The sequence below is a fragment of the Pontibacter brevis genome, assembly GCF_054779655.1.
This window is the reverse complement of record NZ_BAAGXV010000088.1, coordinates 40,757-64,590: the sequence shown is the minus strand read 5'-3', so window position 1 is coordinate 64,590 and position 23,834 is coordinate 40,757. Positions and strand designations below refer to the sequence as shown.

Genomic DNA, 23,834 nt, shown 5'->3' with positions numbered 1-23,834 from the left:
AGTTGCATGCAAAGCAAACATGAGCGGAAGATCAATCTGAAAGGCAGCTAAAAGAGTATATACAGGTGAAACAAATGATTACGTATGCACCGATATATTATTTTCTGCTTTATACTGCTCAGCTTCACTTTGACCGCCTGTAACCAAGACACACCCGAGCCTACGGATAAGCCGGCACCAACCGGCAAAAATACCTACAGCTACTTAGCTTTAGGCGACTCCTATACCATAGGAGAAAGCGTACCTGCAAAAGACCAGTGGGGGATGCAGCTGGCTGAACTGCTACGAAAGGAGGAAGTGGATATAAGCGACCCTGTTACGATTGCCCGCACCGGCTGGACAACCTCCCAGTTGGCCAGCGCCGTTGCCGAGGCTGACCTGAAGCCAACATTTGACCTGGTGTCTTTGCTGATAGGGGTGAACAACCAGTACCGCGGCCAGTCTGTCGCCACTTACCGCACAGAGTTTGCCCAATTGCTGCAAACATCCATTCGGCTGGCGAAAGGAGACCCAAAGCATGTGCTGGTGCTATCCATTCCGGATTGGGGTGCCACACCTTTCGGGCAGGGGCGCGACCGCCAGCAGATTTCCGCAGAGATAGATGCTTTTAATGCGGTGGCCAGGGAGGTGGCGCAAAATGCCGGTGTGGAGTTTATCGATATCACGCCCCTGTCACGGACACTTGCTACTGACCTTTCTTACATAGCGAACGATGGCCTGCACTACTCCGGCAAGATGCACCGGGAGTGGGCGCTGCTAGCGCTACCAAAAGCGAAAGATATTTTAAAATGAGTAAATAAGGAGGTAGCCTTGCAACCAGGCGTTTGTTCAGGATTTGTAGGAAAACAACAGGGAATGTTATTATGTGTTTTAACATTCTGGCTCAGCGCTTTCATTTAAGAAAGGGAAAAGTTAAGTTTAAGAATATTCTGACTACTAACTCTACACCCCATAAAATGAAAAAACCATTACTCCTTTATGGCTTTGCGCTGCTGTTTGCCTGCGGTGCCCAGTCCTGTTCATCCTCTGCCACCAATTCGCAAACGCCCGTAGCAGCAGAAACAGAAGCTGCCAACCCCTCCCGGATTCTTGTGTTTTCTAAAACCGCCGGTTTTTACCATGAGTCCATACCGAATGGTGTCGCCGCTATTCAGAAGCTGGGAAGCGAGCACAACGTGCAGGTGGACACCACTAAAAATGCAGCCGCTTACTTTAACCCGGATTCGCTACGAAATTATGATGCCGTTGTGTTCTTAAGCACAACGCAGGATGTGCTGAACGAACAGCAGCAGCAAGCTTTCACACAGTACATACAGGGCGGCGGCGGTTTCGCCGGCATCCATGCAGCCGCTGACACAGAATATGACTGGCCCTGGTACAACAAACTGGTGGGCGCTTATTTCCTGAGCCATCCGAAGCAACAGAATGCTACTGTCAGGGTAAAGGACAAGAGCCATCCTTCCACAAAGCATTTGCCAGATAACTGGGAGATTTTTGATGAGCTCTACAATTACAAGGACATCAACCCGGATGTAAAAGTACTGGCTACTTTAGATGAAAGCACCTACCAGGGCGGCGAGAACGGCGAAAACCATCCTATTGTATGGTACCACGAGTTTGATGGTGGCCGTGCTTTTTATACTGGCCTGGGCCACACAAAAGAGAGCTACAGCAACCCTGTATTCCTGCAGCACATATGGGGCGGGATAAACTATGCAATGGGGCAAAACGAATAACGCCTGTTAATATGTGGTAAACAGAGAAAGGGGAGCACTGCTTTTAGCGGTGCTCCCCTTTCTCTGTAAGTAAATGTCGGCAACCTAAAAGCTAAAGCCCATGCGCAACGACAGGCGGTTATAGTTTATTTTCCTGTCGGTTCTGGTGCCCCACCAGTTGGTTTCTGTTCTGGCTCTTTGCCTTTTATAGCCGACATCAAATGTGAAGGCCGTGCCGTTACCTGTTTTCACGCGGATACCTGCAGAAGAACTGAACATCCAGCCGCCTTCATTTTGCTGCCCATCACTTTCATCGCTCAGGAAAATGGCTCCGTAGCCTGCGTCTATTCCATATATGGGGCTGATTCTGCCCTTTAGAAGTTCTCCACGTATACCCAACGCCAGGGGAGTAATCAGGACGTTGTCGTAGAAATCGAAGCCTACTGTGCCGCCCACTGCCAGCATTCTGTGGAAGCGGTAGCCGTTAAACAGCTGCACAGTGGGGGAGGCAATAGATGAGCTAAATTCGTTGTCGCCTGTCTTTCCGTAGAGATAACCGATTTCAGCCATGCCCATGTAGCCCCTGGGTGCATCGGGTGATGTAGTGGCCGCAGGAAAAGCTTTTTCCTGCGACTGTGCTGCGGAGAAACCGGACAGCGCCATGTAAAAGGAAAGGGTGAGGAGTGTCAGCTTTATCTTCATCTAAATCTCTTTGCGTACCACAGGTATTTTGCTGAGCAGCTTTATACTGGAAGGATTGCTATAGTCGTACTGGTACAAGCCATCCTTGCCAATCATCAGCAGCGAAGTACCCAGCGGGATTACATCAAATGCATCCTGCCCCTTGAAATGCGCCATCAGGTTTTGGTCCACTTTCAGGTGGTCTTTTATATCAAATACTTTTAAGCCATACTCCCCCTCGCAGAGGAATAAGGTGCTTTGGTCTATGCCCAGCCCATGCGGGTTCTGCATGGGGTAGGTTTTAATATGCTTCGGGCTGCGGGCATTGCTTACATCAATTACCTCCAGATGATTGGTGAAGCCCGCGCAGGCATTGCCGGAGCGAAGTGTTACCCAGGCAAGGTTGCCGTCTACCACTACCGGGTCGCAGCTGTTGACGTGGGCGTAGGTGGAAAGGTGTACCGGGCTTGTGGGGTTGCTGTTATCGTAGATGTGCATGCCGGTAGTAGAGCCAATAAACAGCTTATCGTTGTAGGGAAAAATAGTCTCGATACCCCAGCCCAGGTGAATTTTCTGACCTGCCTGTGGGTTTTCCTCGCTGCTGATGTCAAAGAGCTGCATACTGGAGAGGCTTACGGTATACAAGTGGTTGCCTGATATGGTGAACCTGGCCATGGAGCCGCCCTTTCCGGCACCTCCTGATGCAGGCACCCCACCTCCTGAGTTAAAAGATTTGCTATCACTCTGCAGCGCAAGCCAACTTCCCCATCTGCGGCTACCGGTGTCGCCGTTACAATCTGCGCCGTAGGCTTCTGTTACTTTTTTCTCCACAAACTCCGATATAAACACGCTGGCCGTATCGTGCACCAGCATCCCATGGGCAGGGAAAATATTCTCAATGCGGTTTACCAGCTTTACGTCCAGCGGATTGCTGATGTCCATCGCCACCAGGTCGATATAACTATCGGCATACAGGATGTTGCCCTTTACGGCCATGTCGATGTTGCCTGGTATTTCCACAAAGTTTATGATTTGTGGAGCAGCCGGGTCTGAGTTATCAATGATATGGATTCCTTCGTTCATCTCGTTGATGAAGAGGTAATTTCCTTTCGCGTAAATTTTGCCGGGCGCCTCCAACACACGCGGACCATTTATCTTAAAGGAACTTCTTAACTCTGCCCGCATCATATAAACAGGTTCCTGCACGGTGTACGTAATGGTGGTCTCGCAATCGTCGGAGCAGGAGCTCAGCAGCAGGGCCGGGAGGAAAAGAAGCAAAGCAAACACTTGCCGGAAGAGGGGTAGCGCACTATTTCTCATACTGATTCATCTTGTTGTGAAACCATGTTTTCAAGCAAGGCTGGCAAAGTATGTCCGACTTTTGTTGCCCTCCTGTTTGGAGGACCCCAGCAACGGGCAAAAGGTTGTAAGGTGTTATAAAAATGTATTATTTTCTTTTCTGCCTAAGCTGCCGTTGTTGAACTACATACAATGAGTCATCTTTATAAACAAGCTTATATTTGCTAATACCCTATCCCTTCAAGCTTATTACATATCCCCATTTTTTATGATATACCGGGTCAAACCACCCCTACCCCTCCTTGTCCAAGTAGGGGAGTCTGCTTTTTCAGGTTGCCCAAGGCTTTTTCTATAATCCTTTCAATATTGATGCGACCTCCCAGCACGGAGTGAATGAGTTTCCAGTCTTTGGGTTGAGCGCCTTGTAAATTTCCGGTGCCACGCCAGTGGCAGCCGTAAGGCAGGAAATATACACAGCGCGATGCCCGAAGACGAGGCCCCTCGGCCTGAGAGCACAGGCATAAACAATGAAAAAGGCTGTTTATGAGTCGCTGGATAAGCCGTTACTACGGCAGCTTAGGCAAAAATGAAAGGAGCTTTGGGAAATGAGATATAAATGCTGTTAGAAGAACAGGTAGTAAAAATCAGGGGCAGCTTATATAAGCTGCCCCTGATTAAGAATTATGATAAAACTTTACCATAGCTTCTGCTTCGCCTTTCCGGTGCTTTAATGGTGAACTCCTGTGCTTTGGTGGTGCCGTTGGAGGTTATTACTTCCACCGTATAGGTTCCAGGCTGTAAGTAAATGACTTTGTTTTCTGATGGCTCCACCTGCACAGCCTCCTCGCCATCTTTCTTTGCAGTGTTTATAGCAGTTTCATATGCTTTGGCATTGGCTTCTGCTACAGACAGATCATAGGTCACGTAATTCATGCCGCGTTCACTCTGGTCCTGCATTTCCTGCACTACCTGCCCGCTGTCCGTTTTGATTCGGATAATCGTGCTGCCGGACGTATTGGTGTAGAACGGGATGGTGAGTTCCGGCACAACTGGTTCGCTCCAGGCACTCCACTTCTGGCCCCAGCGCTCGTTATAGTTTACCTGCTTTAAGGCAAAGAGGTGCAGCGGCTGGTTCATGAGTTCCGGTGTTAGCTGCTGCAGATGTTCCACGTTTGACAAGTAGATGGAGCGGCCGTGAGTGCCGACTACTAAATCATTCTCCCGCGGGTGAACAACCAAATCATGTACAGATACTGCCGGCATGCCCTTGCTCATGGCTGTAAAGGTCTTACCTCTGTCCAGGGAAATGTACAGGCCATGGTCGGTGCCCACATACAACAGGTTTGGATTCTTCGGGTCCTCCTTCACCACGTTAATGGCTTCCTGCGGCAGGTTGGTGCCGAGGCGCTCCCACTTCCTGCCATTGTCTTCCGATACGTACAGGTAAGGCGTGAAATCATCCCAGCGATAGCCGTTGAGAGAAGTATATACCCGGTCCTGCTGGTGATTAGAGGCCACAACGGTAGATACCCAAAGGTTCTGTGGCAATTTATCGGAGATGCGGTTCCAGGTATAGCCTCCGTCTTTCGAAACCTGAATCACGCCATCATCAGAGCCGGTATACAGCAGTCCGAAACGCTTCGGCGATTCATCTATGGTGGTCAGAGTGCCATAGCCCACGTCACCTCTGCGGCCGCCGTTGGTCAGATCGCCGGAGAGCGTTTCCATCTCTTCGCCGCGTTTCATGGAACGGTGGAATTTGTTGGAGCCAAAGTACAGGATGTCCTGGTTATGGCGGCTCAGGTGGATGGGAGCCTCCCAGTTAAAGCGCAAGGGTGTTTCGCCTAACTTGTGGCTTGGCTTAATGAAGGTCCGCTCTCCGGTTTGCTTGTTCAGGCGGGTGTAGTTGCCGTATTGCGAGCCGAGGTACACTATGTTGTTGTCGCGCCAGTCCACCTGCACCATCATGCCGTCGCCGCCGCCAATGCGCTCATAAGGGTAGCGGCCCCTGCTCGTCCATTCTGTGCTGTACTGGTAGTTGCTGGGGCCGAACCAGGTACCATTGTCCTGAAGGCCGCCATACACATTGTAAGGCTTGGCCATGTCCACGGCCACCGAGTAAAACTGGCCGACAGCCGGGGCATTGGCATAGTACCAGGTTTTACCGTCGTCGTAGGTGATGTTGATTCCGCCGTCGTTTCCGTTTATCAGGTAGCCGGGTTTATCCGGGCTCACCCACAGGGCCTGGTGGTCGGAGTGCACGTTATCGCCCTCGATGTTGCGGAAGGTCTTGCCGCCATCTTCCGACAAAAGTAGCGGCACTCCCAGGATGTATATCTTATTCGGGTCAGTCGGAGCCACGCGCACCACGCCAAAGTAGTAGCCGTAGCTGGAGTACATGTCGTTGATGAAATCATCGTGGGTTTTTCGCCAGGTTTTGCCGCCATCGTCGGTGCGGTACACTTCGGCACCTTTCACTTCAGAGGCATAAGTTTCAGCGGTAGGGTCAGTCAGGTACTGTGATAGCGCAGCAGGTTTTAACTCGCCACTCCGAACCTTCGCTTTCAAACTCTTAGCTGTATGCTCTCTCGGAAAGCGGTTGTTGTCCAGGAACGCATTCAGGCTTTTGTCGTCCAGTTTCAGGAATTCTTCCGCTGTCATGCCCGCGAACAAATCATTGTCTAGCATTTCGAGTTTGTCAGCAGCCTTCTCTACCGGGCGGCGGTCGTAATTGTCTACCAGCGCATACATAATGTTGGGATTTCCCGGAAATAGACTCAGGCCGATGCGGCCCACATTGTCAGAATCCGGAAAGCCACTCTGGGCCGTGCTGATGTCTGCCCAGTTGTCGCCACCGTCTGTTGACTTGTAGATTCCGGACGTCTTGCCTCCTTCCACGAAGTTCCAGGCGCGGCGCTCGCGGTGCCACATGGCCGCATACACGTTGTTGGGGTTCTGCGGGTCTACCTGCAGGTCGATAGCACCGGTGTTGTCGTCGATGTACAGTGTTTTCTTCCAGGTCTTGCCGCCGTCGGTGGTCTTAAAGATTCCGCGCTCTTTATTAGGAGAGTAAAGGTGACCTACAGCCGCTACCCAGGCCGTGTTCGGGTCTGTAGGGTGGAGGATGACTTTGCCGATGTGGTGCGTGTCGTCAAGGCCCATGTGTTGCCAGGACTTACCGCCATCAGTGCTTTTGTAAACACCTACTCCGGAGTAGGAAGAGCGGCTGGAGTTACTCTCGCCGGTGCCAATCCAGATGGTTTCGTTGTTTTTCCAGTCTACGGCAATGTCGCCGATGGTCATCACCGCCTGCTCGTCAAAGAGGGGTTCAAAGGAGAGGCCGTTGTTGGTGGTTTTCCAGAGCCCTCCGGAGGCAAAAGCAGCATAGAACGTTGTCGGGTCGGTAGGCGATACCTCTAAGTCGGTGATGCGGCCGCTCATTATAGAGGGGCCTATGTTGCGGAGCTCCAGGTTGCTTACAGGCGAAGCCTGCTTCAGTTGCTGTCTTTTCTCATAAGCTTGCAGCCTTTCCTTTGCGGGTGTGGCAGTGGGCTGCTTCGTTTTCTTCTGGGCCTGCGCAGCACCCCCAAGGGCTACCAGCAGCGCTACCGAGAGTATACGCTTTTGCATTGTATCGGATTAAGAAGGAAGTTTAGATTCATTTGAGTTTCTAAAGCTAAGGATTTGCCGGGGATTTTGGAAGAGGAGGCGCTTTAGGAGTAGCGTAGCAAGTTATCATAGTCCAGAGCAACCTAAGTCAATATAGAGCACAGGGCTGCCTCAACTTACTGAGGCAGCCCTGTGCTTTTAAGAAGATAGGTGATTAAGAGAAGCTAGCTATATCTGCCTACTCATCACCATCCAAAGTATAAGGCTGCACCGTGATGGCATCGCGATACCAGGTCCGGTAACCAACCAGTTCTATATGCAGGCGGTCCAGTATATCCTTCGAGGCACTTACCTCAGCGTTGTAGGTATATTCAGGTCCAAGGCCAGGGTTCGGCACAATCACATTTCCAGGGGAGGAGTCGAACACTTTGCTCAGGTCATCCACATTTGGGGCACGGAAGCCGGTAGAACCTAAAATGGAAAAGCGCCAGTCTCCGCCCGGGAGCAGTACTGCTCCCACGTTTCCTGACAAGGCATGATGCCGCTGCGCTACCTCATCCTGAAGAAAAGGAAAATATGTTCTATCATTAAAAGCGGCATCAAGGCCTACAAAACTGTAGCGTAGTCCCTGCGAGAGCACGAGCCGTCGGTTTACGTCCCAGGAGTGGGTGAGGTAGGCGGCGGCGCTGTGCATGCTGGCACCGCCGTCGGGATAGCGGGTATCCCGCGGCTGCCGTTTTCCTGTTATGATGTTTTCTTCGTTTGCCTCAGAAATGACGTCGTTGTACGTCAACTCCGTTCCATACTGCAGGCGGTTCCTGGCTATCGTTTTAGAGAAATCTGCATTCAGACTGTACACCCACACCTGCTCTGTCTGGTGCGAAAGCCAGGGATTGCCGAAGCGGCGGTTGTGGCGGCTCTCCTCCAGGCGCTGCAGGGCCATTACCATACGGGCTTCTTCATAAAATCTGGTGGACCTGGTATGGGACAGGGTGTAGGCTGCCAGCAGGCGCTCCTGCGGACCGTAGTACCAGGCGGCATGCTTCAGTTTGCCACCGGTAAACTCGGCGAGACGGTCGTAACGCGGCACATCGGTGCTGGTGCTAAGTTGCAGGTTCAGGCTGTGGCGCAGGTGTGCAGATGGTTGATAGAGCACTTTCTGCAGCACATCAAACTGGATATAGCCCGTGGGGCGCTGCAAGTTTGGGTCGTGGTTCACCAGCATGGTGTCGCGACCAGCGATGCGGGCGGCATAATAGTTCCGCATACCCAAGTCGCCATACTTGTCCGGGCGGTTGCTGCCCTGGCGCAGGTTGCCGAAATCAGTCACCGTTATGCTCGTCAGGCTAGCCCAGTGGCGGCGACCGTAGTTAAACCGGGTGTGCACTGTTTTCTCGTTCGGAGCGGTCGCGTAGCGGGTGAAGGCGCTACCGCTGAAAGTTTGGTCTGACGTGTCTGCTAACTGCGGCTGCAGCGTGTGGAAATGCAATACGCCGCCCAAAGCATCGGAACCGTAAATAACGGAGCTAGGGCCGAAAATAACCTCGGCACGCTCCAGCATGCTGTTGTCTAGGGTAATGATGTTCTGCAAGTGGCCTCCCCGGTAGATGGCGTTGTTCATGCGTACACCATCCACCACGAGCAACACCTTATTGGCCTCAATCAAAACCGCGAATAATAGGACTTCCGCCGCCCATTTGGCTTTTCTGCACCAGCACTTTCCCTGTCTGCTGCATCACGTCGGCGGTAGTTGGCTGGCTCATAAAGCTTAGTTCCCGCCGGCTAATCACTTCCACCTGCTGCGGCACGAGCTGCTCCTCCTCCGCAAACCGCCCTGCCGACACCACCACCTCATGCAGGTTATGGCTTTGCTGTGCCAGGGTAACCTCGTAATCTGACTGCTGTAGTTGGGTAGGGGTAAGGGTGCGGGATTGATAACCGATGTAGCTGAAGCGCAATTTGTCTTCGGAGGAGTAGTTGATTTGGCTGATGTCTGCGTGGCCGCTGGCATCTGTCCGTATGCTACCGGTGCCGGAGACGGTGCTAATAGCGACACCTGTTAAAGGCTGTAGTGTGGTTTTATCTATTACCCTTACGGCTTGAGCCATACCCAAGTGGCATAGCAGTAAGAAGAAGGGCAACAGGTATGTAAATTTCTTCATTATTGTAATTCCGGACAAGTGCAGCAGGCTGAAGATGTCTCAGTAAATTAAAGAGAAGCCTGCAGAACAGGAGGTCAAAACATAATCTTCACCGCTACTGCTTCAGCTTCCGTATTCTTTTCGGGTAGAACCAGAGGGTAAAGCCTGTAAAGGTAAGCACCAGCAAGCCCAGGCCCAAGACGTTCATGCTTATCAGCTTAAAGAAGTCGCCGATAATGGAGCCATCGTGAATTTTCTCTATCCAGTCGGAGTGCCGGCGTGCCACAGAAAGCACTTTACCGTTACTGCCATCCAACTGTACCTCCCAGGAGCCCTCCAGAAAGAGCACTTTGACCATACCCTTTTCCGGCCGTGCCTCAATCCGGTCGATGGGATTGGTGCGTAGGCCTTGGGCAGAGTCGAGGGCAGCAGTAGCAAGGGTGGCTATGTTTGATAAGGGTATCCACTGTTCGAGGTTAGGGGTAGCGCCTTTTTGTGTAGGTGGCTGCAGCAGGTCCACATCCTTTTTCCAGCCCAGCAGAATGCCGGTTACGCTGCTGATTAGAACCAGCACCGCCAGCACCAGCCCGAGGTAGCGGTGGTATACGCGGTAGTCACGCAGAGTGCCCGTCAGGTGGGTGATTTTGTCTTTTGCTGATTTTGTAATACTCACGTAGTCCTTCTTCTGCTTCTGTAATGCTCCTCTTGTGATTCAGGCATTCAATATCTTACAATAGCGCCATAATTCCAATTATTTAGAGGTACAGGGGGCATGGTTAGAGTTGAAACACTGGAATTCCACAGGCGGCCGGCGCCCTTGCAACCATCTGGCTTATTTGGTGCTCTTATGGGTGAGAACCCTATGTCATTATCTATGATGAGTTACGTTTACCCGGTCGTGCAGCCTTATCCTGGTCTGGAGAAAGAAGGAGAAGTGAAAAAGGCCAGGTTGATAGTGGCGAAGAAAAGCGCAGCAGGCTAAGAAAAGAAATAGTTAACCAGTACAGAGTAGAAGCAGCACTTAAAAGCGTGCCTCCCTTCTTTTTATCAAAAGAAGGGAGGCACGCTTTCTGGAACATAGAATGGGCTACTGCATTATTAGCTCATCCAGATTTATCTGGAGTTCTTTTGATCTGTTTTCTGTTAACTCTCTCGCACAATTGGAAACCATTAGCGGCATCATAGAGCCTCCTGCGTAGAACTGCTCATAGAGCTTACAGTGACTGTCTCTTACCACCAGCCAGCTTTTCTGAGCCTTCACCAAAAGTGCCTTCTGTTCAGGAGTAAGCTGCGCCATTACTTCCTTACAAACCTGGTTCAGCTTATTGTCAGCTTCCTGAAAGGCCTGAGTGGCGCATGCGTACATCTCGGCCTGCGTCCGCGGATTATCACAGTTCAACTTCTGGGTGCCTTGTGCTGTGGCGCAGAAGGTGAAAATAAAATATAAGGGCGCTAGCAGTAGCAGCTTTTTCATTTGTACCTGGCTAAAGTAGTTGTCTATACTAAGGCAGAGGCATTAAATAAAAGGTCTTGCCTAACTGGAATTGATGCTATTCCAATTAAACAGGGCCTTTTTAAAGGAGGTAAAAAACCACCTGGATCTATTTCACAGAAGAAGTAGGAGCGGCTTCGGCCTTTTTCTCTTTCTTCTGTACACTAATGTATTCCACGCCTTTCTCCTGTATCATTTTGTTCAGTGCCGGTATTTCCTGCTCTTTCACCTGCTTCAGTTGGTTCAGCTGCTCGTCAATCTGAGCGGTTACCTCTTTCTTGAAAGCATAAGCCTGGTCAGTTGGACGGAAATCGCCGGAGCTAACCTGGCCCACCAGGTTGGCCAGCTTGTTGTTTAACCGGATAGGGAAGTTGAGCGGGTCCTGTCCGCTGCGGTTCTTTGTCTGGTACAGGGTTTCCTCAATCTTCGTCATCTTTTTCTCTAAGGTCTCCGCTGATTCGATGATGGCCTTGTAGTCCTCATTGCCTTTTAAGTTGCCAGTGAGTGTTTTAATCTGGCCGCGCATGGTCCGGATGTCTTTGATGGCATCGTGCGTTTCTGTCAGTTTGTTGCGCACATCCATCAGGAAGTCGAACTGCGCCTGCAGGTCTTCTGGTGTAGCTTTAGTGCGCGGATCCTGCAGGATGGCAAAGTTCTCTTCCTGGCTTTCCTTATTCACCGTTAGCTTTGCCGTATAGGTGCCTGGTGTAGCTTTAGGACCTTGTGTGCCGCCGCCCCACAGAATCATCCCGTCGAATTTGCTTGCTTCCGGGTAGCGCATATCCCATACAAAGCGGTTCAGGCCTTCTTTCACTTCCAGCTTGTCGCTTTTCTCTTTGGCGTTGCTGGCGTAGCTGCGAATCAGTTTGCCGTTCTGGTCCATTATTTCTAACTGCACAACCGTTGCCGTATCAGGTTTGTGTGGCAGGTAGTAGTGTACCATTACGCCGCCCGGGTGGTTTTGCCCGGCAGTTTTAGAAGGGCCCCTGCTGCCACCGTCTATCTTGTAGGTATCCAGTGGCTTGTAAAGCTCGAATCTTGAGTTCGCTGCACTGGCTTCTAACTGGTGCAGCGGCGTGATGTCGTCAATCAGCCAAAAGCCGCGGCCTTGTGTGGATGCAATCAGGTTGTCATTCTTAATGGTAAGGTCAGTGATAGACACAAGTGGCAGGTTCTGCTGGAAAGGCTGCCAGTTCTGTCCGTCGTTAAAGGAAACGTACATACCGTACTCCGTACCTGCATACAGCAGACCCGGACGCTTCTGGTCAGCACGCACCACGCGGGTAAAGTGGTTTTCCGGAATGCCATTCGTGATCTTCGTCCAGTTCTTGCCGTAGTCCGTCACCTTGTACAGGTAAGGCCTGAAATCGCCGGACTTGTACATAGTAGCGGCAACGTAGGCGGCACCCTTCTGCGTTGGGTGCGGGTCAATGCTGTTAATCATGATCCATTCCGGCATGCTCTTCGGCGTAATGTTTGTCCAGTTCTTGCCACCGTCGCGGGTAATATGCATCAGGCCGTCATCAGACCCTGTCCAGATAACACCCGGCTCCAGCGCGGACTCGTTGATGGAGAAGATAGTGCCATAATACTCCACGCTGGTGTTGTCCTTTGTGATGGGACCGCCAGATGGGCCTAGTTTGGTAGAGTCGTTGCGTGTCAGGTCCGGGCTGATAGTTTCCCAGGTCTGTCCTTCGTTATAGGTAACGTGCACATGGTTGGAGGCAGTGTAGAGTTTGTTCGGGTCATTAGGAGAGAACAGGATTGGGAAGTTCCACTGGAACCTGTACTTCATGCCTTCTGCTCCGTGGCCCATCGGGTTGTCGGGCCACACGTTTACCACACGGCTCTGGCCGTTGCTGTGATCCAGGCGCTCCAGGAAACCGCCATAGTTACCGCCATACACTACTTCCGGGTTGGTAGGATTCACGGCAATATGGGCACTCTCAGAACCTGCTGTTGTCTCCCAGTTATCATCTGTGATGGCGTATCCGGAAGAACGGTGGTCGATACGGATGGCAGAGTTGTCCTGCTGCGCGCCGTAGATGCGGTACGGGAAATGGTTGTCGGTTACCACACGGTAAAACTGGCCGGTAGGCTGGTTGTGCATGGTGCTCCAGTTCATACCACCGTCAGTAGATACCTGTGCGCCTCCGTCGTTGGCAATAACCATCCGTGACGGGTTTGCCGGGTCTATCCATAGGTCGTGGTTGTCGCTGTGCTGGGCGTAGGCGCTCTCAAACGTTTTACCACCGTCCTTGCTTCTGTGGTAAGCTACGTTCAGCACATACACTACATCCTCATCCTTCGGGTCGGCAAACACGCGGGTGTAGTACCAGGCCCGCTGGCGCAGGTTGCGGTCGTCGTTCACTTTCTTCCAGGTCAGGCCGCTATCATCGGAGCGGAAGAGGCCACCTTCTTCTGCCTCAACCATGGCATACACCCGCTCTGAGTTGGCAGGTGATACCGTTACGCCAATAATGCCTAGTGTTCCTTTCGGAAGGCCTTCGTTCCTAGATATTTCTTTCCAGGTTTCTCCTTCGTCCGTACTTTTCCAGATACCGGAACCGGGGCCACCAGACAGGAGGCTGTATGGTGTACGGCGTATATTCCAGGTGGTGGCATACAGGTTGCGCGGGTTTGATGGGTCGATAATCAGGTCAACGGCACCGGCATCTTTATTTGCGAAAAGCGTCTTTTTCCATGTTTTCCCACCGTCTGTGCTCTTGAACACACCGCGCTCTTCATTCGACTTATACAAATCGCCCATGGCGGCCACGTACACAACATCCGGGTTGTCCGGGTGAATGCGGATACGGCCGATGTGCTTCGTGTCTCTCAGGCCGGTATGCTGCCATGTTTTACCGGCATCCACCGACTTCCACACGCCGAAGCCTGATGATACGTTACCGCGCACTGTTTTCTCGCCTTCGCCTACATAAATCACATTCGGGTCGGCCTCGCTTACGGCCACTGCTCCAATCGAGCCGCCGAAGAAGCCATCAGAGATATTATCCCAAGTAGCGCCGCCATCGGTGGTGCGCCATACGCCGCCGCCCACGGAGCCAAAATAATAGAGGTTCGGCTTGCCCGGCACACCGGTTGCCGTGGCAGAGCGCCCGCCTACATAAGGGCCAATGGAGCGCCAGTTAAGGCCATTGTACAATTCCGGATCAACGGTAGCGGTGGCAGTTTTTTTGGACTTGGATTTTTGCCGCTGAGCCTCTGCCGGTTGCCCTGCCAGGAGCAAGGCCAGGGTGCCTGCCAGCAGCAGCCGTGGTGTTAGTGCAGCGCGTAGTGCTGTTCGCATGTTGTTAGTTATAGGTAAAAGAGGTTTGTGTAATATGAGCAGGCGCTGTTTGTCCTGTTTCAATCTTCAGATTTAGGCATTTTTAGACTGAAAAGCAAGAACAGGAGATAAAGAGAGATAGTTCGTTTAGCCATAAAGCGGCAATGGAGCTTGCCGGTGCAAGCTCCATTGCCGCCCTCTTCTTCAGGAGAATAAGATTTTGCTAGGGTAGCTTTTAGAACCTGAAAATAGTGTTGGAGCCTCCCACCTTACCGCCGAAGTTGCGGATGTTGTAGGTAAAAGTGAGCATGCCGTAGCGGTTCAATACCACTGTCTGTACGTCTTCGATGATATTCTCGCGGATGCTCCGGTAGGCGCTCAGGTTCTGGTCCAGCACATCGTATACCGACAGCTTAAGCTGTGCCCGGTCATCTTTCATGAACAGGAAGGTCACTCCACCGTTCAGCCTGGTATAGTGGCTCCGAAGGCCGGGTGCCATGTTGGAGTTGTACCAGTAGTCTAATGTTGCCTCCCACACCAGCTTTTTCGGCATCCGGATGATGATTTCTGAACGAGAGGTCCTGGTGTTAAACTGCAGGTTCCGGAAAGCATTGTTCTCGTAAGAGCTGCGCTGGTGGCGTAGTGTAAAGGTCTGGTTAAACTCAATCTTATCATCCAGGTTCATTCTTCCCTCCAGGGTAGGGTTCAGGCTCCAGGTCTGGCTGAAACTGCTGATATCATTGAATAGCACCAGTGTGCGGGTATAGGAAGCCCAGATAAATCCTCCAAAGGAATACTGCCGGTTGTTATCATTCTTGATGTCCTTCATGAGCCGGGCACTGCTGTTTAGCTGCCAGTTGCCGTTGGTGTTCGCGGGCCGCGACGTCTGCACACCGAAGGCATCAATGGTGCGCTGGCGGGTAACGGCATCGTTGCTGATGCTGCCATTCATGTAAAAGCTGTAGTTGATGGAGCGCTTCGTGTCGAATTTATAAAAATTGACATTGATGGAGTTGGAGACAGTAGGCTTTAGCTCAGGGTTGCCATAGTTGATGAACAGAGGATTGGTGTTGTCTATCACCGGTTGCAGGTCGGCTGCGTTTGGCTCTCTCAGGTTTACACCGTAGTTGATGTGCAGTGATTTCCAGTTGATGTTGAACGTCGGGAACACATAAAAGAAGTCCTGGTGGATGGTGGGGTTCTTCTGGAAAGTGTTGGTAATGTTAAGTGAAGTAAAACGAACTGCCGGCTGCACCGTCACTTCCTTTATCTTCCATTTGATGCCACTCGTCAGGTAGTTTCGCCAGCCAGTGCGTGTCAGCCCGTTTGAGAGCCCCGGTACCAACAGGGTATACTCGTCTGTTTCAGGATCCGCATCATAGGTTTGAAGGGCATTTTTGTCATCAAAATACTCTGAGTTGATGCGAAAGACAGCACTTACGTTTTTAAATATAGGCTCATTATAGGCCGCAGAATGGTTGATTTTGGTGCTGTAGGTGTCGTTGTCGCGGAGTTGGTCCAGGCGCGTTATCGTGGGCTCCGGGCTGTAAAAGATGTTTTCAGCATTATTTTGCTGCTCCTGCAGGATGGTGCCGTGCTCGTAAAAGCCATAAAAGGTCAGGTTTCTGCCTTTCTTCCGAAAGTTCCGGCTTAGCGACATGTTGTTGCTAAACGTCAGGTTGTTGTTGCTGTAGAACTGTCTGTTATTACTGGCGTTAATAAGCTCCGGATAGTTTCCGTATGTGTTTGTGAAAGCCATTTGGTTAGACCTGTTTTCAGCAATCGTGACATAAGGCGTCAGGGTAAAATCTGTCAGGGTATCAATCTTCCAGTTCAGTTTTCCACCTATCCTGTGGCTGTTGCTTTTGCTGTACTGGTCCCGCAGTCTGCGTGACGTGATGGTGTCCTGTTCTACCAATTGCGAGGAGTTTACCACCTGGTCCAGGTCAGCGTCAATGCTGCCGTAAAAGTACTGCAGGTTCATGATGATGCCGTTTTTGAACACTGTGTTAAAGTTAGCGCCGCCCCCCGATGATTGCTGTATGCCTTCTTCTGTTCCTCCAAACGAGATTCCATTCAGGGCAAATCCACCGTCGCTCCTGTACATCACAGAGTTAAACCCGCTTCTGTCGAAGCCTCCTATGCGGGAAATTTCCTCAAAGCCGAAGCCCGGGCGGTTCAGGTTGTTTGAGTAGCCCAGCACGCTCACCTGCGTGGTGTCCCGGAACAAGTTCAGGATACCGCCTGCTTCATAACGGTCGTCTGTACCGCCACCACCGTAAGCCTTCCCAAACATCCCCTTCTTTATCCCCTTCTTAAACTTTAGGTTAATAACCTGCGGGATCTCTATCTCGGGCATGTCCGGGTCACGGCGCAGGGCTTCCGGGTCGTTCATTACCTGCACTTTCTCGATAACATTTGCAGGCAGGTTACGGCTGGCAACTTTGGGGTCGCTGCCAAAGAACTCTTTGCCATCTACCAATATTTTGTTCACCACTTTCCCGTTCACCCTGATGTTGCTGGAACCATCTACGCTTACGCCCGGTAATTTTTTCAGCAAGTCCTCCACAAGAGCAGTAGGCAGGGTTTTAAAGGAAGCAGCGTTAAACTCTACCGTATCATTCCGCACCAGTATGGGTGGTGTCTCGGCTACAATCAGCACCTCGCTGAGCAGCATACTGTAAGCAGTCATTTTAACTTCTCCCAGATTCAGGGAGGGTTGGGCTGCAGGTAACGAGAATTCGTGCTTGTACACGCCATAGCCCATCATCGTGATGATGACTCTCAGGCGGCTGTCCAGGGGCAGGCCCGGAATCTTAAAAGTACCTTTCTCATCACTCATCCTGAAGGTAAGCAGTGTGGTGTCCTGTGCATTGTACACCGACACCGTCGCGTAAGGCAGCGGTTCATTATTAGATTCGTCCAGCACCTTGCCTACCAGTTCGCCTTTGGTGTTCTGAGCGTGTACATGTACGGGTGGCATGGCTGTAAGCAAGAGCAGGAGGAGGGGGAGGAGATGCTTCATAGTTTCTTGTTTTCATCGTGCTGCAGGCACTTGAACATAGGTTCAGATGAATTATTTAATATTACTGAAAAAACTGGATTTATCTACTACAGTGTTGGCACTTTAACTTTTATTTAACGTTCAGGCTTTTATGGGGAAAGAGTGGGTATTATGCAGGACAGATAAAGCAGGACAGCTCTGTTAATTCAATTCTGATGTACAGCGGAGGGTTTAGTTTTTTATAGGAATGGCATGCAACAAAAAAAGCCCGACCCTTTACAGGTCAGGCTTTCGAGGTGTAGGTTTTATGAACAATACACTATCGCATTAAGTCTATTCTATAAGATGTTAAAGCTTTTACTTCTAAAATTTGCAAGCACGAAGTGAAAGTGTTCCCAGTCTTTGGGTTGAGCGCCTACTCCCAAGATGAGGCCTCCCGGCCTTTAAAGCACCAATGTGAGCTATAGAACTTCAGGTTTATGAGTCACTGGACAAGCTGTTGCTACGGCAGCGTGGACAAAGTTATTATGGAAAAGCATTACAAGTGTTAACCGGCCATATTACTTATTGTTCTGGGCTTCTGCCTTAGGTTTCACTTCGGACTTTGGTTTGCGCCTGGCGGGGCTTCTTCTTTTGTCTTTACGTTTTACATAAACAGCCGAAGGGCCTTTGTCATCCTCTTTCCGTATGGTGAACAGGTCTTTCTGTGCCTTGATGAGCTGCAGTAACTGCCCGTAGCCAAAGGTGCGCGGGTCGAAGCTGGGGTCGAGCTGGCGCAGGTTTACGCCCATCACGCCCAAATGCGCCCATCCGTCCTCGTCTTCTGACATCACAAAAGCCTCTTTCAGCAGCGGTACCGGGTTTGGCGTATGCTTGGAGGAGCCGTTTTCTGGTTCCTTCTCAGCTGCTGAAATTTTCTTGTCATCAATATCATCTGTCAGATTCTCTGTGAAGATAAACACGTTGCAGGCGTTTACAAACGGCTTGGGCGTTTTGCGTTGGCCAATGCCCATTACAAAGATGCCAGCTTCGCGTATGCGGGTGGCCAGTCGGGTGTAGTCGCTGTCAGAGGAAACGATGCAGAAGCCATTCACGAACTCGCTGTGCAGCAGGTCCATGGCATCAATGATGAGCGCACTGTCGGTGGCGTTTTTGCCGACGGTGTAACGGAACTGCTGTATGGGCTGGATGGCATGGTTATTCAGGCAGTCTTTCCAGCCGTTCATTTGGGGAGTGGTCCAGTCGCCGTAGATGCGCCGGATGGTAGTGGCGCCGTATTTACCGGCCTCGGCCATTAACTTAACAATCAGACTGGGCTGCGCATTGTCGCCATCTATAAGCATGGCCATGCGCGAAGGTTTTTTTTCTCGTACTGAGTTTTTCATGTGTAAGGGTCGCATAGAAGCGCAGGAAAGCGCTTCGCTGGTTCTTGGTGGTTATTTATTATCGTTATACTGCTCTTGAGGATAGAGGTTGTTGTAGCCAAAGCTTACCATCCCTGTAATTAAAGCTTTATATTTGTTTGTTAACTATAGCAGCGGCCGAAGCAGGTGTTTATTACCGGCCTTTACTGCGGCTTTGGACATAGTACGAAAAATAAGAGTATACACAAAGAAGAACATGATAAAGTTAAAAGCAACATTATTCGCTATGGGAGTATCTTTAGTGGCTGCGCTGGGGACAGCAAAGGCGCAGGTATTTAAGGCAGAAGAGCCACTGGCGCATACGTATTCCATCGTGGCCCGCGACGCAAAAACCGGCGAAATGGCCGTGGGCGTACAGAGCCATTGGTTTTCGGTGGGCACTGCTGTGCCCTGGACAGAGGCGGGCGTGGGCGTAGTGGCCACACAATCTTTCACCAACAAATCCTTCGGCCTGCGCGGCCTGGCCTTGCTGAAAGAGGGCAAAACACCGGAAGAAGCATTAGCCATTCTGTTGGCCGATGACGAAGCCAGGGAAGTGCGGCAGGTAGCGATCTTGGATGCGCAGGGCCGTGTGGCGACACATACCGGTAAGCAGTGCATCCGCTATGCCGGGCACATTACAGGTAAAAACTTCTCGGTGCAGGCCAATATGATGCTCACGGATAAAGTATGGCCTGCCATGGCGAAAGCGTTTGAGAGAAGCGAAGGGCAGCCGCTGGCAGAGCGCGTGTTACTGGCGATGCAGGCAGCAGAGCAGGAAGGCGGGGATATTCGGGGCAGGCAGTCTGCCGCACTAGTGGTGGTGAAGGGGCAGAAAGACGACAAGCCCTGGGACGACCGCACCATCGACCTGCGCGTGGATGACCATGAGCAGCCGCTGGACGAACTGGCGCGCCTCCTGAAAGTTTACCGCGCCTATGAACACATGAACGCAGGTGATTTGGCTATTGAGAAGGGACAGATGCAGCAGGCCATGCAGGAATACGGCAAAGCAGAAGCCATGTTCCCGAACAACCTGGAGATGAAGTACTGGCACGCGATAGGATTAGCCAACAGCGGCCAGGTGGAAGAAGCTGCAAAACTGCTGCGCGAGGTGTATAAGAAGGACGATAACTGGCGCGAACTCACCAGCCGTTTACCCGAAGTAGGTTTGCTGACGGTGAGCAAGCAGAACATGGAAAAGCTGATGCGGATTAAGTAAGATATTGGAAATGAAAGCAAAAGAGGCAGGAATTATTTTCTGCCTCTTTTGCTTTTACTCTATGACACGCGGAGGCTGCTTTCAGCAGCTTTCCTGTGATTGATGAAATTTTAGTAATTTAAAGCCGCCTAAACTCACGGCAATCAAAACCTAACGCTAGCAATGCTAAAAACAAAGAACCTACGGAGCCTGATGGTAGCTGCTGCCACAGTGCTTGCTGTGCCGGCCATGGCACAACAAAACTATGCTTCCGATTCAGCTACTATCAAGAAGATTTACAATAATGCCCTTACCAGCACAGAGAGCTACGAGAACCTGCGCTACCTGACCAAGAAGATAGGCGCGCGCCTGAGCGGTTCGCCACAGGCAGCAGCAGCGGTAGAATGGAGCCGGCAGGTGATGGAGGAGATGGACCTGGACACCGTTTATCTGCAAGAGGTAATGGTTCCGCATTGGGTGCGCGGCGACAAAGAAATAGGCCGTGTCTACAATTCCAGGTTAATGGGAACGGTAGACATGAACATTGCGGCGCTGGGAGGCTCGGTAGGCACAGGTAAAAAAGGCATGAGTGCCGAGGTAATAGAAGTGCAGAATTTCGAAGAGCTGGAAAAGCTGGGCAAAAAGAAGGTGAAGGGAAAGATTGTGCTCTTCAACCGTGCCTTCGATAACACGCACGTGCAAACCATGGCAGCGTATAGTGGGGCAGTAGATCAGCGTGGCGGCGGCCCGGCGGCAGCGGCGAAACTGGGTGCTGTTGGCGTGCTGGTGCGTTCCATGGCAAACGAAATACAGGATGTACCGCACACAGGCAGCACGCGCTATGAGGAGGGGGTAGAGAAAATACCCGCAGCTGCTATCAGCACCAGAGATGCAGATCAGTTAAGCAGCCTGTTGAAAGATGACCCCAACCTGAAGTTCTACATGCGCATGACTTCCGAAACGCTGCCAGACGTGCTGTCTTACAACGTGATTGGGGAGCTGAAAGGCACCGAAAAGCCTGATGAAATCATTGTAGTAGGTGGCCACCTTGATTCCTGGGATTTAGGGGAAGGTGCTCACGACGATGGTACCGGTTGTATGCAGTCAATTGAAGTACTGCGCCTTTTCAATGATTTAGGCATAAAGCCTAAGCGTACGGTGCGTGCGGTGTTGTTTATGAACGAGGAAAACGGACTGCGCGGTGGCCGCAAATATGCTGAAGTAGCGAAGGCAAAAGGAGAGAAGCATATTGCCGCAATTGAGTCAGATGCAGGTGGCTTTACGCCACGTGGCTTTGGCATTGATGGCACAGATGCCCAATATTCCAAAGCGCTGAGCTGGAAAGCACTTTTAGCGCCGTACGGCCTGCACGACCTGACACGTGGTGGCGGTGGTGCCGATATTGGCCCTTTAAAAGGACAGGGTACTGTGGCTCTCATTGGCTTCAGACCAGATTCACAGCGTTATTTTGACTACCACCACACCGTAATTGACACGTTTGAGCAGGTGAACCGACGGGAAATGCAGCTGGGAGCTGCTTCTATGGCTGCCCTGACCTACCTGATTTCACAGTACGGATTAGATGATACAACCGCTAAGGTGCAGAAGTAAACTAAAAAGTGTTGCATCAAAAACGGCCTCTCGATGGAGAGGCCGTTTTTGTTTTAAGGGAGGGTTGATGTCTCTATGAGTTCTTGCTGCTTTGCCAGGGCAGTAGCAGGGAGCTATCGCCATAACTCAGGAAACGATAATTGTTTTCCATGGCGTGCTGGTACACCTTGCGCCAATCATCGCCGATGAGAGCGGAAACTAAAAGGAGCAGCGTGCTTTCCGGTTGGTGGAAATTGGTGACCAGGCCCCCGCATATCCGGAAGGTGTAGCCAGGTGCGATAATAATCTGTGTGCTAGCGTGCAGGTAGTTGGTGCCTTGCCTCTCCATATAGGTCAGCAAAGCCTGCAAAGCCTCCTCAGCAGCAGGTGGCTCATTCGTTTCATAAGCCTGCCACTGGCTTACCTGCAGCTCCTTTATTGGTAGCGCGGGTTCTTGCAGCACCTTCACCCCAAGCCAATACAAACTCTCCAGCGAGCGCATGCTGGTGGTGCCTACCGGTATAATGGGCTTGCCCAGCTGGCTTAGCAAACGCTGCAGCAGCGGCTTTGTGAGGTAGAGCTGCTCGGAATGCATTTCGTGCGCCTCCATCGTATCAGCTTTCACGGGCCGAAAGGTACCGGCACCCACGTGCAGTGTCAGGTAAGCAAGGGCAATGTGCTGTTCCTGCAAGCTGGCCATCACACGGTCTGTGAAGTGCAGACCTGCCGTTGGAGCGGCCACAGCTCCCTGCTGGTTGGCGTAGATGGTCTGGTAGCGGGTATGGTCTTCGGGGGTGAGGTCGCGGTTGAGGTAGGGGGGCAGCGGCAGCCTTCCGCAGCGCTCCAACACTTCGGCAAAGGGCAGTTCTGCCGGTTCCCACGTGAAACGTATCAGGAAATGACCTTCCTGCTGCGCCTCGCGCTCTGCCTGCAGTATACCACCATCAAACCGAAGCGCTATTTTTCCGCTCTTCCAGCGCTTGTTGTTACCCACTAAACATTTCCAGACGCAATTGCCGGTTTGCTGCATAGCCAATTGCACCTCCCGGTAAGGAGCCACCGGTTCCAAGCAGAAAATTTCCACAACGCCACCTGTCTCTTTCTGAAACAGCAGCCGCGCCTGTACCACTTTGGTGTCGTTGAAAACCAGCAGCGTGTGGGGTGGCAGCAGTTTCGGCAGGTCTGTGAAAGTATGGTCTGCTATCTGGCCCTGCCGGTAGTGCAGCAGCTTCGACTGGTCGCGCTCCGGCAGCGGAAACTTCGCGATGCGCTCCTCTGGCAGCTCGTACACAAAGTCTTTTATGGCCAGCTTCTTCGGGTCAATCATGGTAAACGTGTTAGTAATACTGCAAAGGTAAGGCTTGTTTTGATAAAGGCCTTACGTAAGGTACCTACGTTCTTGAGAAAGCTTTTACCACACCCACTGCGGGCAAATGGTTCTCTGAGGGTTGTTCAGCTTAATGCCCAGCACCACCTCATGGCTGTTGGCGCTGACTCTGTTCAGCTCAGATGTAGTGAAGTCATAGGAATAGCTTACGTCCAGCATCTGGTTGATGAAAACGCCTGCCATACCGGCCACTGCATCGTTGTGGCGGTAAGAGGCTCCCATCCAGAAGTGGTTACCATAAGCTGCCTTCCCGTTTACATCTACCATAAACAATCCATTTTCTGCTACTTTCATCATCACGGAGGGGGTGAATGTGATGTTGCCGGAAGCTTTTAGCCTGATACCACCCGTAGCGTAGTAATGGTGCTGAAGTGCGGCCTGTGGTCCGCTATTGTTGTTTTCCGTTTCGCTGCGCAGCACCTGCATGCTCGACAGGCCCAGGTAAAAATCTGAGCTGTAGAGCCACAAGCCTATTCCCAAGTCAAACTTGTTCATGTTGGGTGCGTCACCTGCCACAAAAGGGTCTTCGGACACCTGCATGTTCAAATCCCTTCTGTTCAGGCGGTACTGTAGCAGGCCGGCTGACATGCCTCCCGATAGGTTAATCTTTTTGGTGAGCGGCAAATGATAGGCATAGTTAAGGTTCAGGGAAAAGGTGTTCAGCAGCCCCGATTTATCCAGCTGCATAATAGCGCCTACTCCATGGTGAGGCCTTACATGAAAGCGGTTGTTCTTGTTAACTCCGGATGCGGCATAACTGCTTTTCGCTTTTGGAGATGGGACATTCCTGTCGTTTTTGTCAAGCGAGGCGTTGATGCTGGTGTAGTAGGTGGTAGGCGCTCCCTCCAGGCCAAGCCATTGGGTGCGGTAGCTGTTCCGAACGTCTACATAGCTTTCTGTACCCGCAGCAGCCGGGTTAAGCAGGAAGTTGTTCTGGATGTACTGCGTATGCTGTGGCCGCTGCTGGGCAAACCCCGTAAAGCAGAGGCAGGTAAATAATACCAGGCTGGTAAAAAACTTCAT

At 51.5% G+C, this 23,834-nt stretch carries 16 protein-coding genes; 4 read left to right on the top strand and 12 right to left on the bottom strand.

All coding sequences use genetic code 11. The features are described from left to right. Positions 1–84: 84 nt before the first annotated feature. Both ACYVB1_RS19655 and ACYVB1_RS19650 read left to right on the top strand, forming a co-directional pair. Positions 85–792: an SGNH/GDSL hydrolase family protein gene (locus ACYVB1_RS19655; RefSeq protein WP_460925518.1), complete on the top strand. Its 708-nt coding sequence runs from the start codon at positions 85–87 to the stop codon at positions 790–792. Between the two features lie 164 nt (positions 793–956). Further along, the gene (locus tag ACYVB1_RS19650; RefSeq protein WP_460925517.1) at positions 957–1,736 is read left to right on the top strand and encodes a ThuA domain-containing protein; all 780 of its coding nucleotides are present in this window, start codon (positions 957–959) and stop codon (positions 1,734–1,736) included. An 84-nt stretch (positions 1,737–1,820) separates the two neighbouring features. Here ACYVB1_RS19650 and ACYVB1_RS19645 read toward each other — a convergent pair whose 3' ends face one another. The 10 genes from ACYVB1_RS19645 to ACYVB1_RS19600 form a co-directional block, all read right to left on the bottom strand. Beyond that, complete coding sequence (locus ACYVB1_RS19645; protein ID WP_460925516.1) at positions 1,821–2,417, bottom strand: hypothetical protein; 597 nt, start codon at positions 2,415–2,417, stop codon at positions 1,821–1,823. Beyond that, on the bottom strand, positions 2,418–3,716 hold the full coding sequence (locus tag ACYVB1_RS19640) for an LVIVD repeat-containing protein (protein WP_460925515.1): 1,299 nt from the start codon (positions 3,714–3,716) through the stop codon (positions 2,418–2,420). It lies immediately after the preceding gene. A gap of 660 nt (positions 3,717–4,376) precedes the next feature. Beyond that, positions 4,377–7,325: a WD40/YVTN/BNR-like repeat-containing protein gene (locus ACYVB1_RS19635; RefSeq protein WP_460925514.1), complete on the bottom strand. Its 2,949-nt coding sequence runs from the start codon at positions 7,323–7,325 to the stop codon at positions 4,377–4,379. 217 nt (positions 7,326–7,542) lie between these two features. Next, positions 7,543–8,970 carry a TonB-dependent receptor plug domain-containing protein gene (locus ACYVB1_RS19630; RefSeq protein WP_460925512.1) on the bottom strand — a complete coding sequence of 476 codons (1,428 nt, stop codon included), beginning with the start codon at positions 8,968–8,970 and terminating at the stop codon, positions 7,543–7,545. Beyond that, positions 8,963–9,466 (bottom strand): carboxypeptidase-like regulatory domain-containing protein, encoded by a 504-nt coding sequence (locus ACYVB1_RS19625; RefSeq protein ID WP_460925511.1) that lies wholly within the window; start codon positions 9,464–9,466, stop codon positions 8,963–8,965. Before ACYVB1_RS19625 ends, ACYVB1_RS19630 begins: the two co-directional genes overlap by 8 nt. A 94-nt stretch (positions 9,467–9,560) precedes the next feature. Beyond that, entirely contained in the window at positions 9,561–10,118 is a 558-nt protein-coding gene (locus ACYVB1_RS19620) for a PepSY domain-containing protein (RefSeq protein ID WP_460925510.1), read from the bottom strand. Positions 10,119–10,532: 414 nt separating this feature from the next. After that, entirely contained in the window at positions 10,533–10,919 is a 387-nt protein-coding gene (locus tag ACYVB1_RS19615; RefSeq protein ID WP_460925509.1) for a lysozyme inhibitor LprI family protein, read from the bottom strand. Between the two features lie 127 nt (positions 10,920–11,046). Further along, positions 11,047–14,247, bottom strand: coding sequence for a WD40/YVTN/BNR-like repeat-containing protein (locus tag ACYVB1_RS19610; RefSeq protein WP_460925508.1), 3,201 nt, complete (start codon positions 14,245–14,247; stop codon positions 11,047–11,049). A gap of 214 nt (positions 14,248–14,461) precedes the next feature. After that, on the bottom strand, positions 14,462–17,251 hold the full coding sequence (locus tag ACYVB1_RS19605; protein ID WP_460925507.1) for an outer membrane beta-barrel protein: 2,790 nt from the start codon (positions 17,249–17,251) through the stop codon (positions 14,462–14,464). A 539-nt stretch (positions 17,252–17,790) separates the two neighbouring features. Continuing rightward, on the bottom strand, positions 17,791–18,579 hold the full coding sequence (locus ACYVB1_RS19600) for an NYN domain-containing protein (RefSeq protein ID WP_460925506.1): 789 nt from the start codon (positions 18,577–18,579) through the stop codon (positions 17,791–17,793). Between the two features lie 301 nt (positions 18,580–18,880). Here ACYVB1_RS19600 and ACYVB1_RS19595 point away from each other — a divergent pair, with 301 nt between their 5' ends. Next, a complete protein-coding gene (locus tag ACYVB1_RS19595; RefSeq protein WP_460925505.1) occupies positions 18,881–19,855 on the top strand; it encodes a DUF1028 domain-containing protein in 975 nt (324 codons plus the stop codon). A 162-nt stretch (positions 19,856–20,017) separates the two neighbouring features. After that, a complete protein-coding gene (locus ACYVB1_RS19590; protein WP_460925504.1) occupies positions 20,018–21,445 on the top strand; it encodes a M20/M25/M40 family metallo-hydrolase in 1,428 nt (475 codons plus the stop codon). A gap of 73 nt (positions 21,446–21,518) precedes the next feature. On the opposite strand, the gene ACYVB1_RS19585 is transcribed toward ACYVB1_RS19590, so the two are convergent. Both ACYVB1_RS19585 and ACYVB1_RS19580 read right to left on the bottom strand, forming a co-directional pair. Then, positions 21,519–22,751 carry an S-adenosylmethionine:tRNA ribosyltransferase-isomerase gene (locus ACYVB1_RS19585; RefSeq protein ID WP_460925503.1) on the bottom strand — a complete coding sequence of 411 codons (1,233 nt, stop codon included), beginning with the start codon at positions 22,749–22,751 and terminating at the stop codon, positions 21,519–21,521. Between the two features lie 84 nt (positions 22,752–22,835). Next, on the bottom strand, positions 22,836–23,834 hold the full coding sequence (locus ACYVB1_RS19580; protein WP_460925502.1) for a PorP/SprF family type IX secretion system membrane protein: 999 nt from the start codon (positions 23,832–23,834) through the stop codon (positions 22,836–22,838).

Excerpts from the sequence above, each read along its gene's own strand:
- ACYVB1_RS19655 (WP_460925518.1), top strand. The coding sequence starts at position 85 with ATGCACCGATATATTATTTTCTGCTTTATACTGCTCAGCTTCACTTTG.
- ACYVB1_RS19650 (WP_460925517.1), top strand. The coding sequence starts at position 957 with ATGAAAAAACCATTACTCCTTTATGGCTTTGCGCTGCTGTTTGCCTGC.
- ACYVB1_RS19645 (WP_460925516.1), bottom strand. The coding sequence starts at position 2,417 with ATGAAGATAAAGCTGACACTCCTCACCCTTTCCTTTTACATGGCGCTG.
- ACYVB1_RS19640 (WP_460925515.1), bottom strand. The coding sequence starts at position 3,716 with ATGAGAAATAGTGCGCTACCCCTCTTCCGGCAAGTGTTTGCTTTGCTT.
- ACYVB1_RS19635 (WP_460925514.1), bottom strand. The coding sequence starts at position 7,325 with ATGCAAAAGCGTATACTCTCGGTAGCGCTGCTGGTAGCCCTTGGGGGT.
- ACYVB1_RS19625 (WP_460925511.1), bottom strand. The coding sequence starts at position 9,466 with ATGAAGAAATTTACATACCTGTTGCCCTTCTTCTTACTGCTATGCCAC.
- ACYVB1_RS19615 (WP_460925509.1), bottom strand. The coding sequence starts at position 10,919 with ATGAAAAAGCTGCTACTGCTAGCGCCCTTATATTTTATTTTCACCTTC.
- ACYVB1_RS19610 (WP_460925508.1), bottom strand. The coding sequence starts at position 14,247 with ATGCGAACAGCACTACGCGCTGCACTAACACCACGGCTGCTGCTGGCA.
- ACYVB1_RS19605 (WP_460925507.1), bottom strand. The coding sequence starts at position 17,251 with ATGAAGCATCTCCTCCCCCTCCTCCTGCTCTTGCTTACAGCCATGCCA.
- ACYVB1_RS19600 (WP_460925506.1), bottom strand. The coding sequence starts at position 18,579 with ATGGCCATGCTTATAGATGGCGACAATGCGCAGCCCAGTCTGATTGTT.
- ACYVB1_RS19595 (WP_460925505.1), top strand. The coding sequence starts at position 18,881 with ATGGGAGTATCTTTAGTGGCTGCGCTGGGGACAGCAAAGGCGCAGGTA.
- ACYVB1_RS19590 (WP_460925504.1), top strand. The coding sequence starts at position 20,018 with ATGCTAAAAACAAAGAACCTACGGAGCCTGATGGTAGCTGCTGCCACA.
- ACYVB1_RS19585 (WP_460925503.1), bottom strand. The coding sequence starts at position 22,751 with ATGATTGACCCGAAGAAGCTGGCCATAAAAGACTTTGTGTACGAGCTG.
- ACYVB1_RS19580 (WP_460925502.1), bottom strand. The coding sequence starts at position 23,834 with ATGAAGTTTTTTACCAGCCTGGTATTATTTACCTGCCTCTGCTTTACG.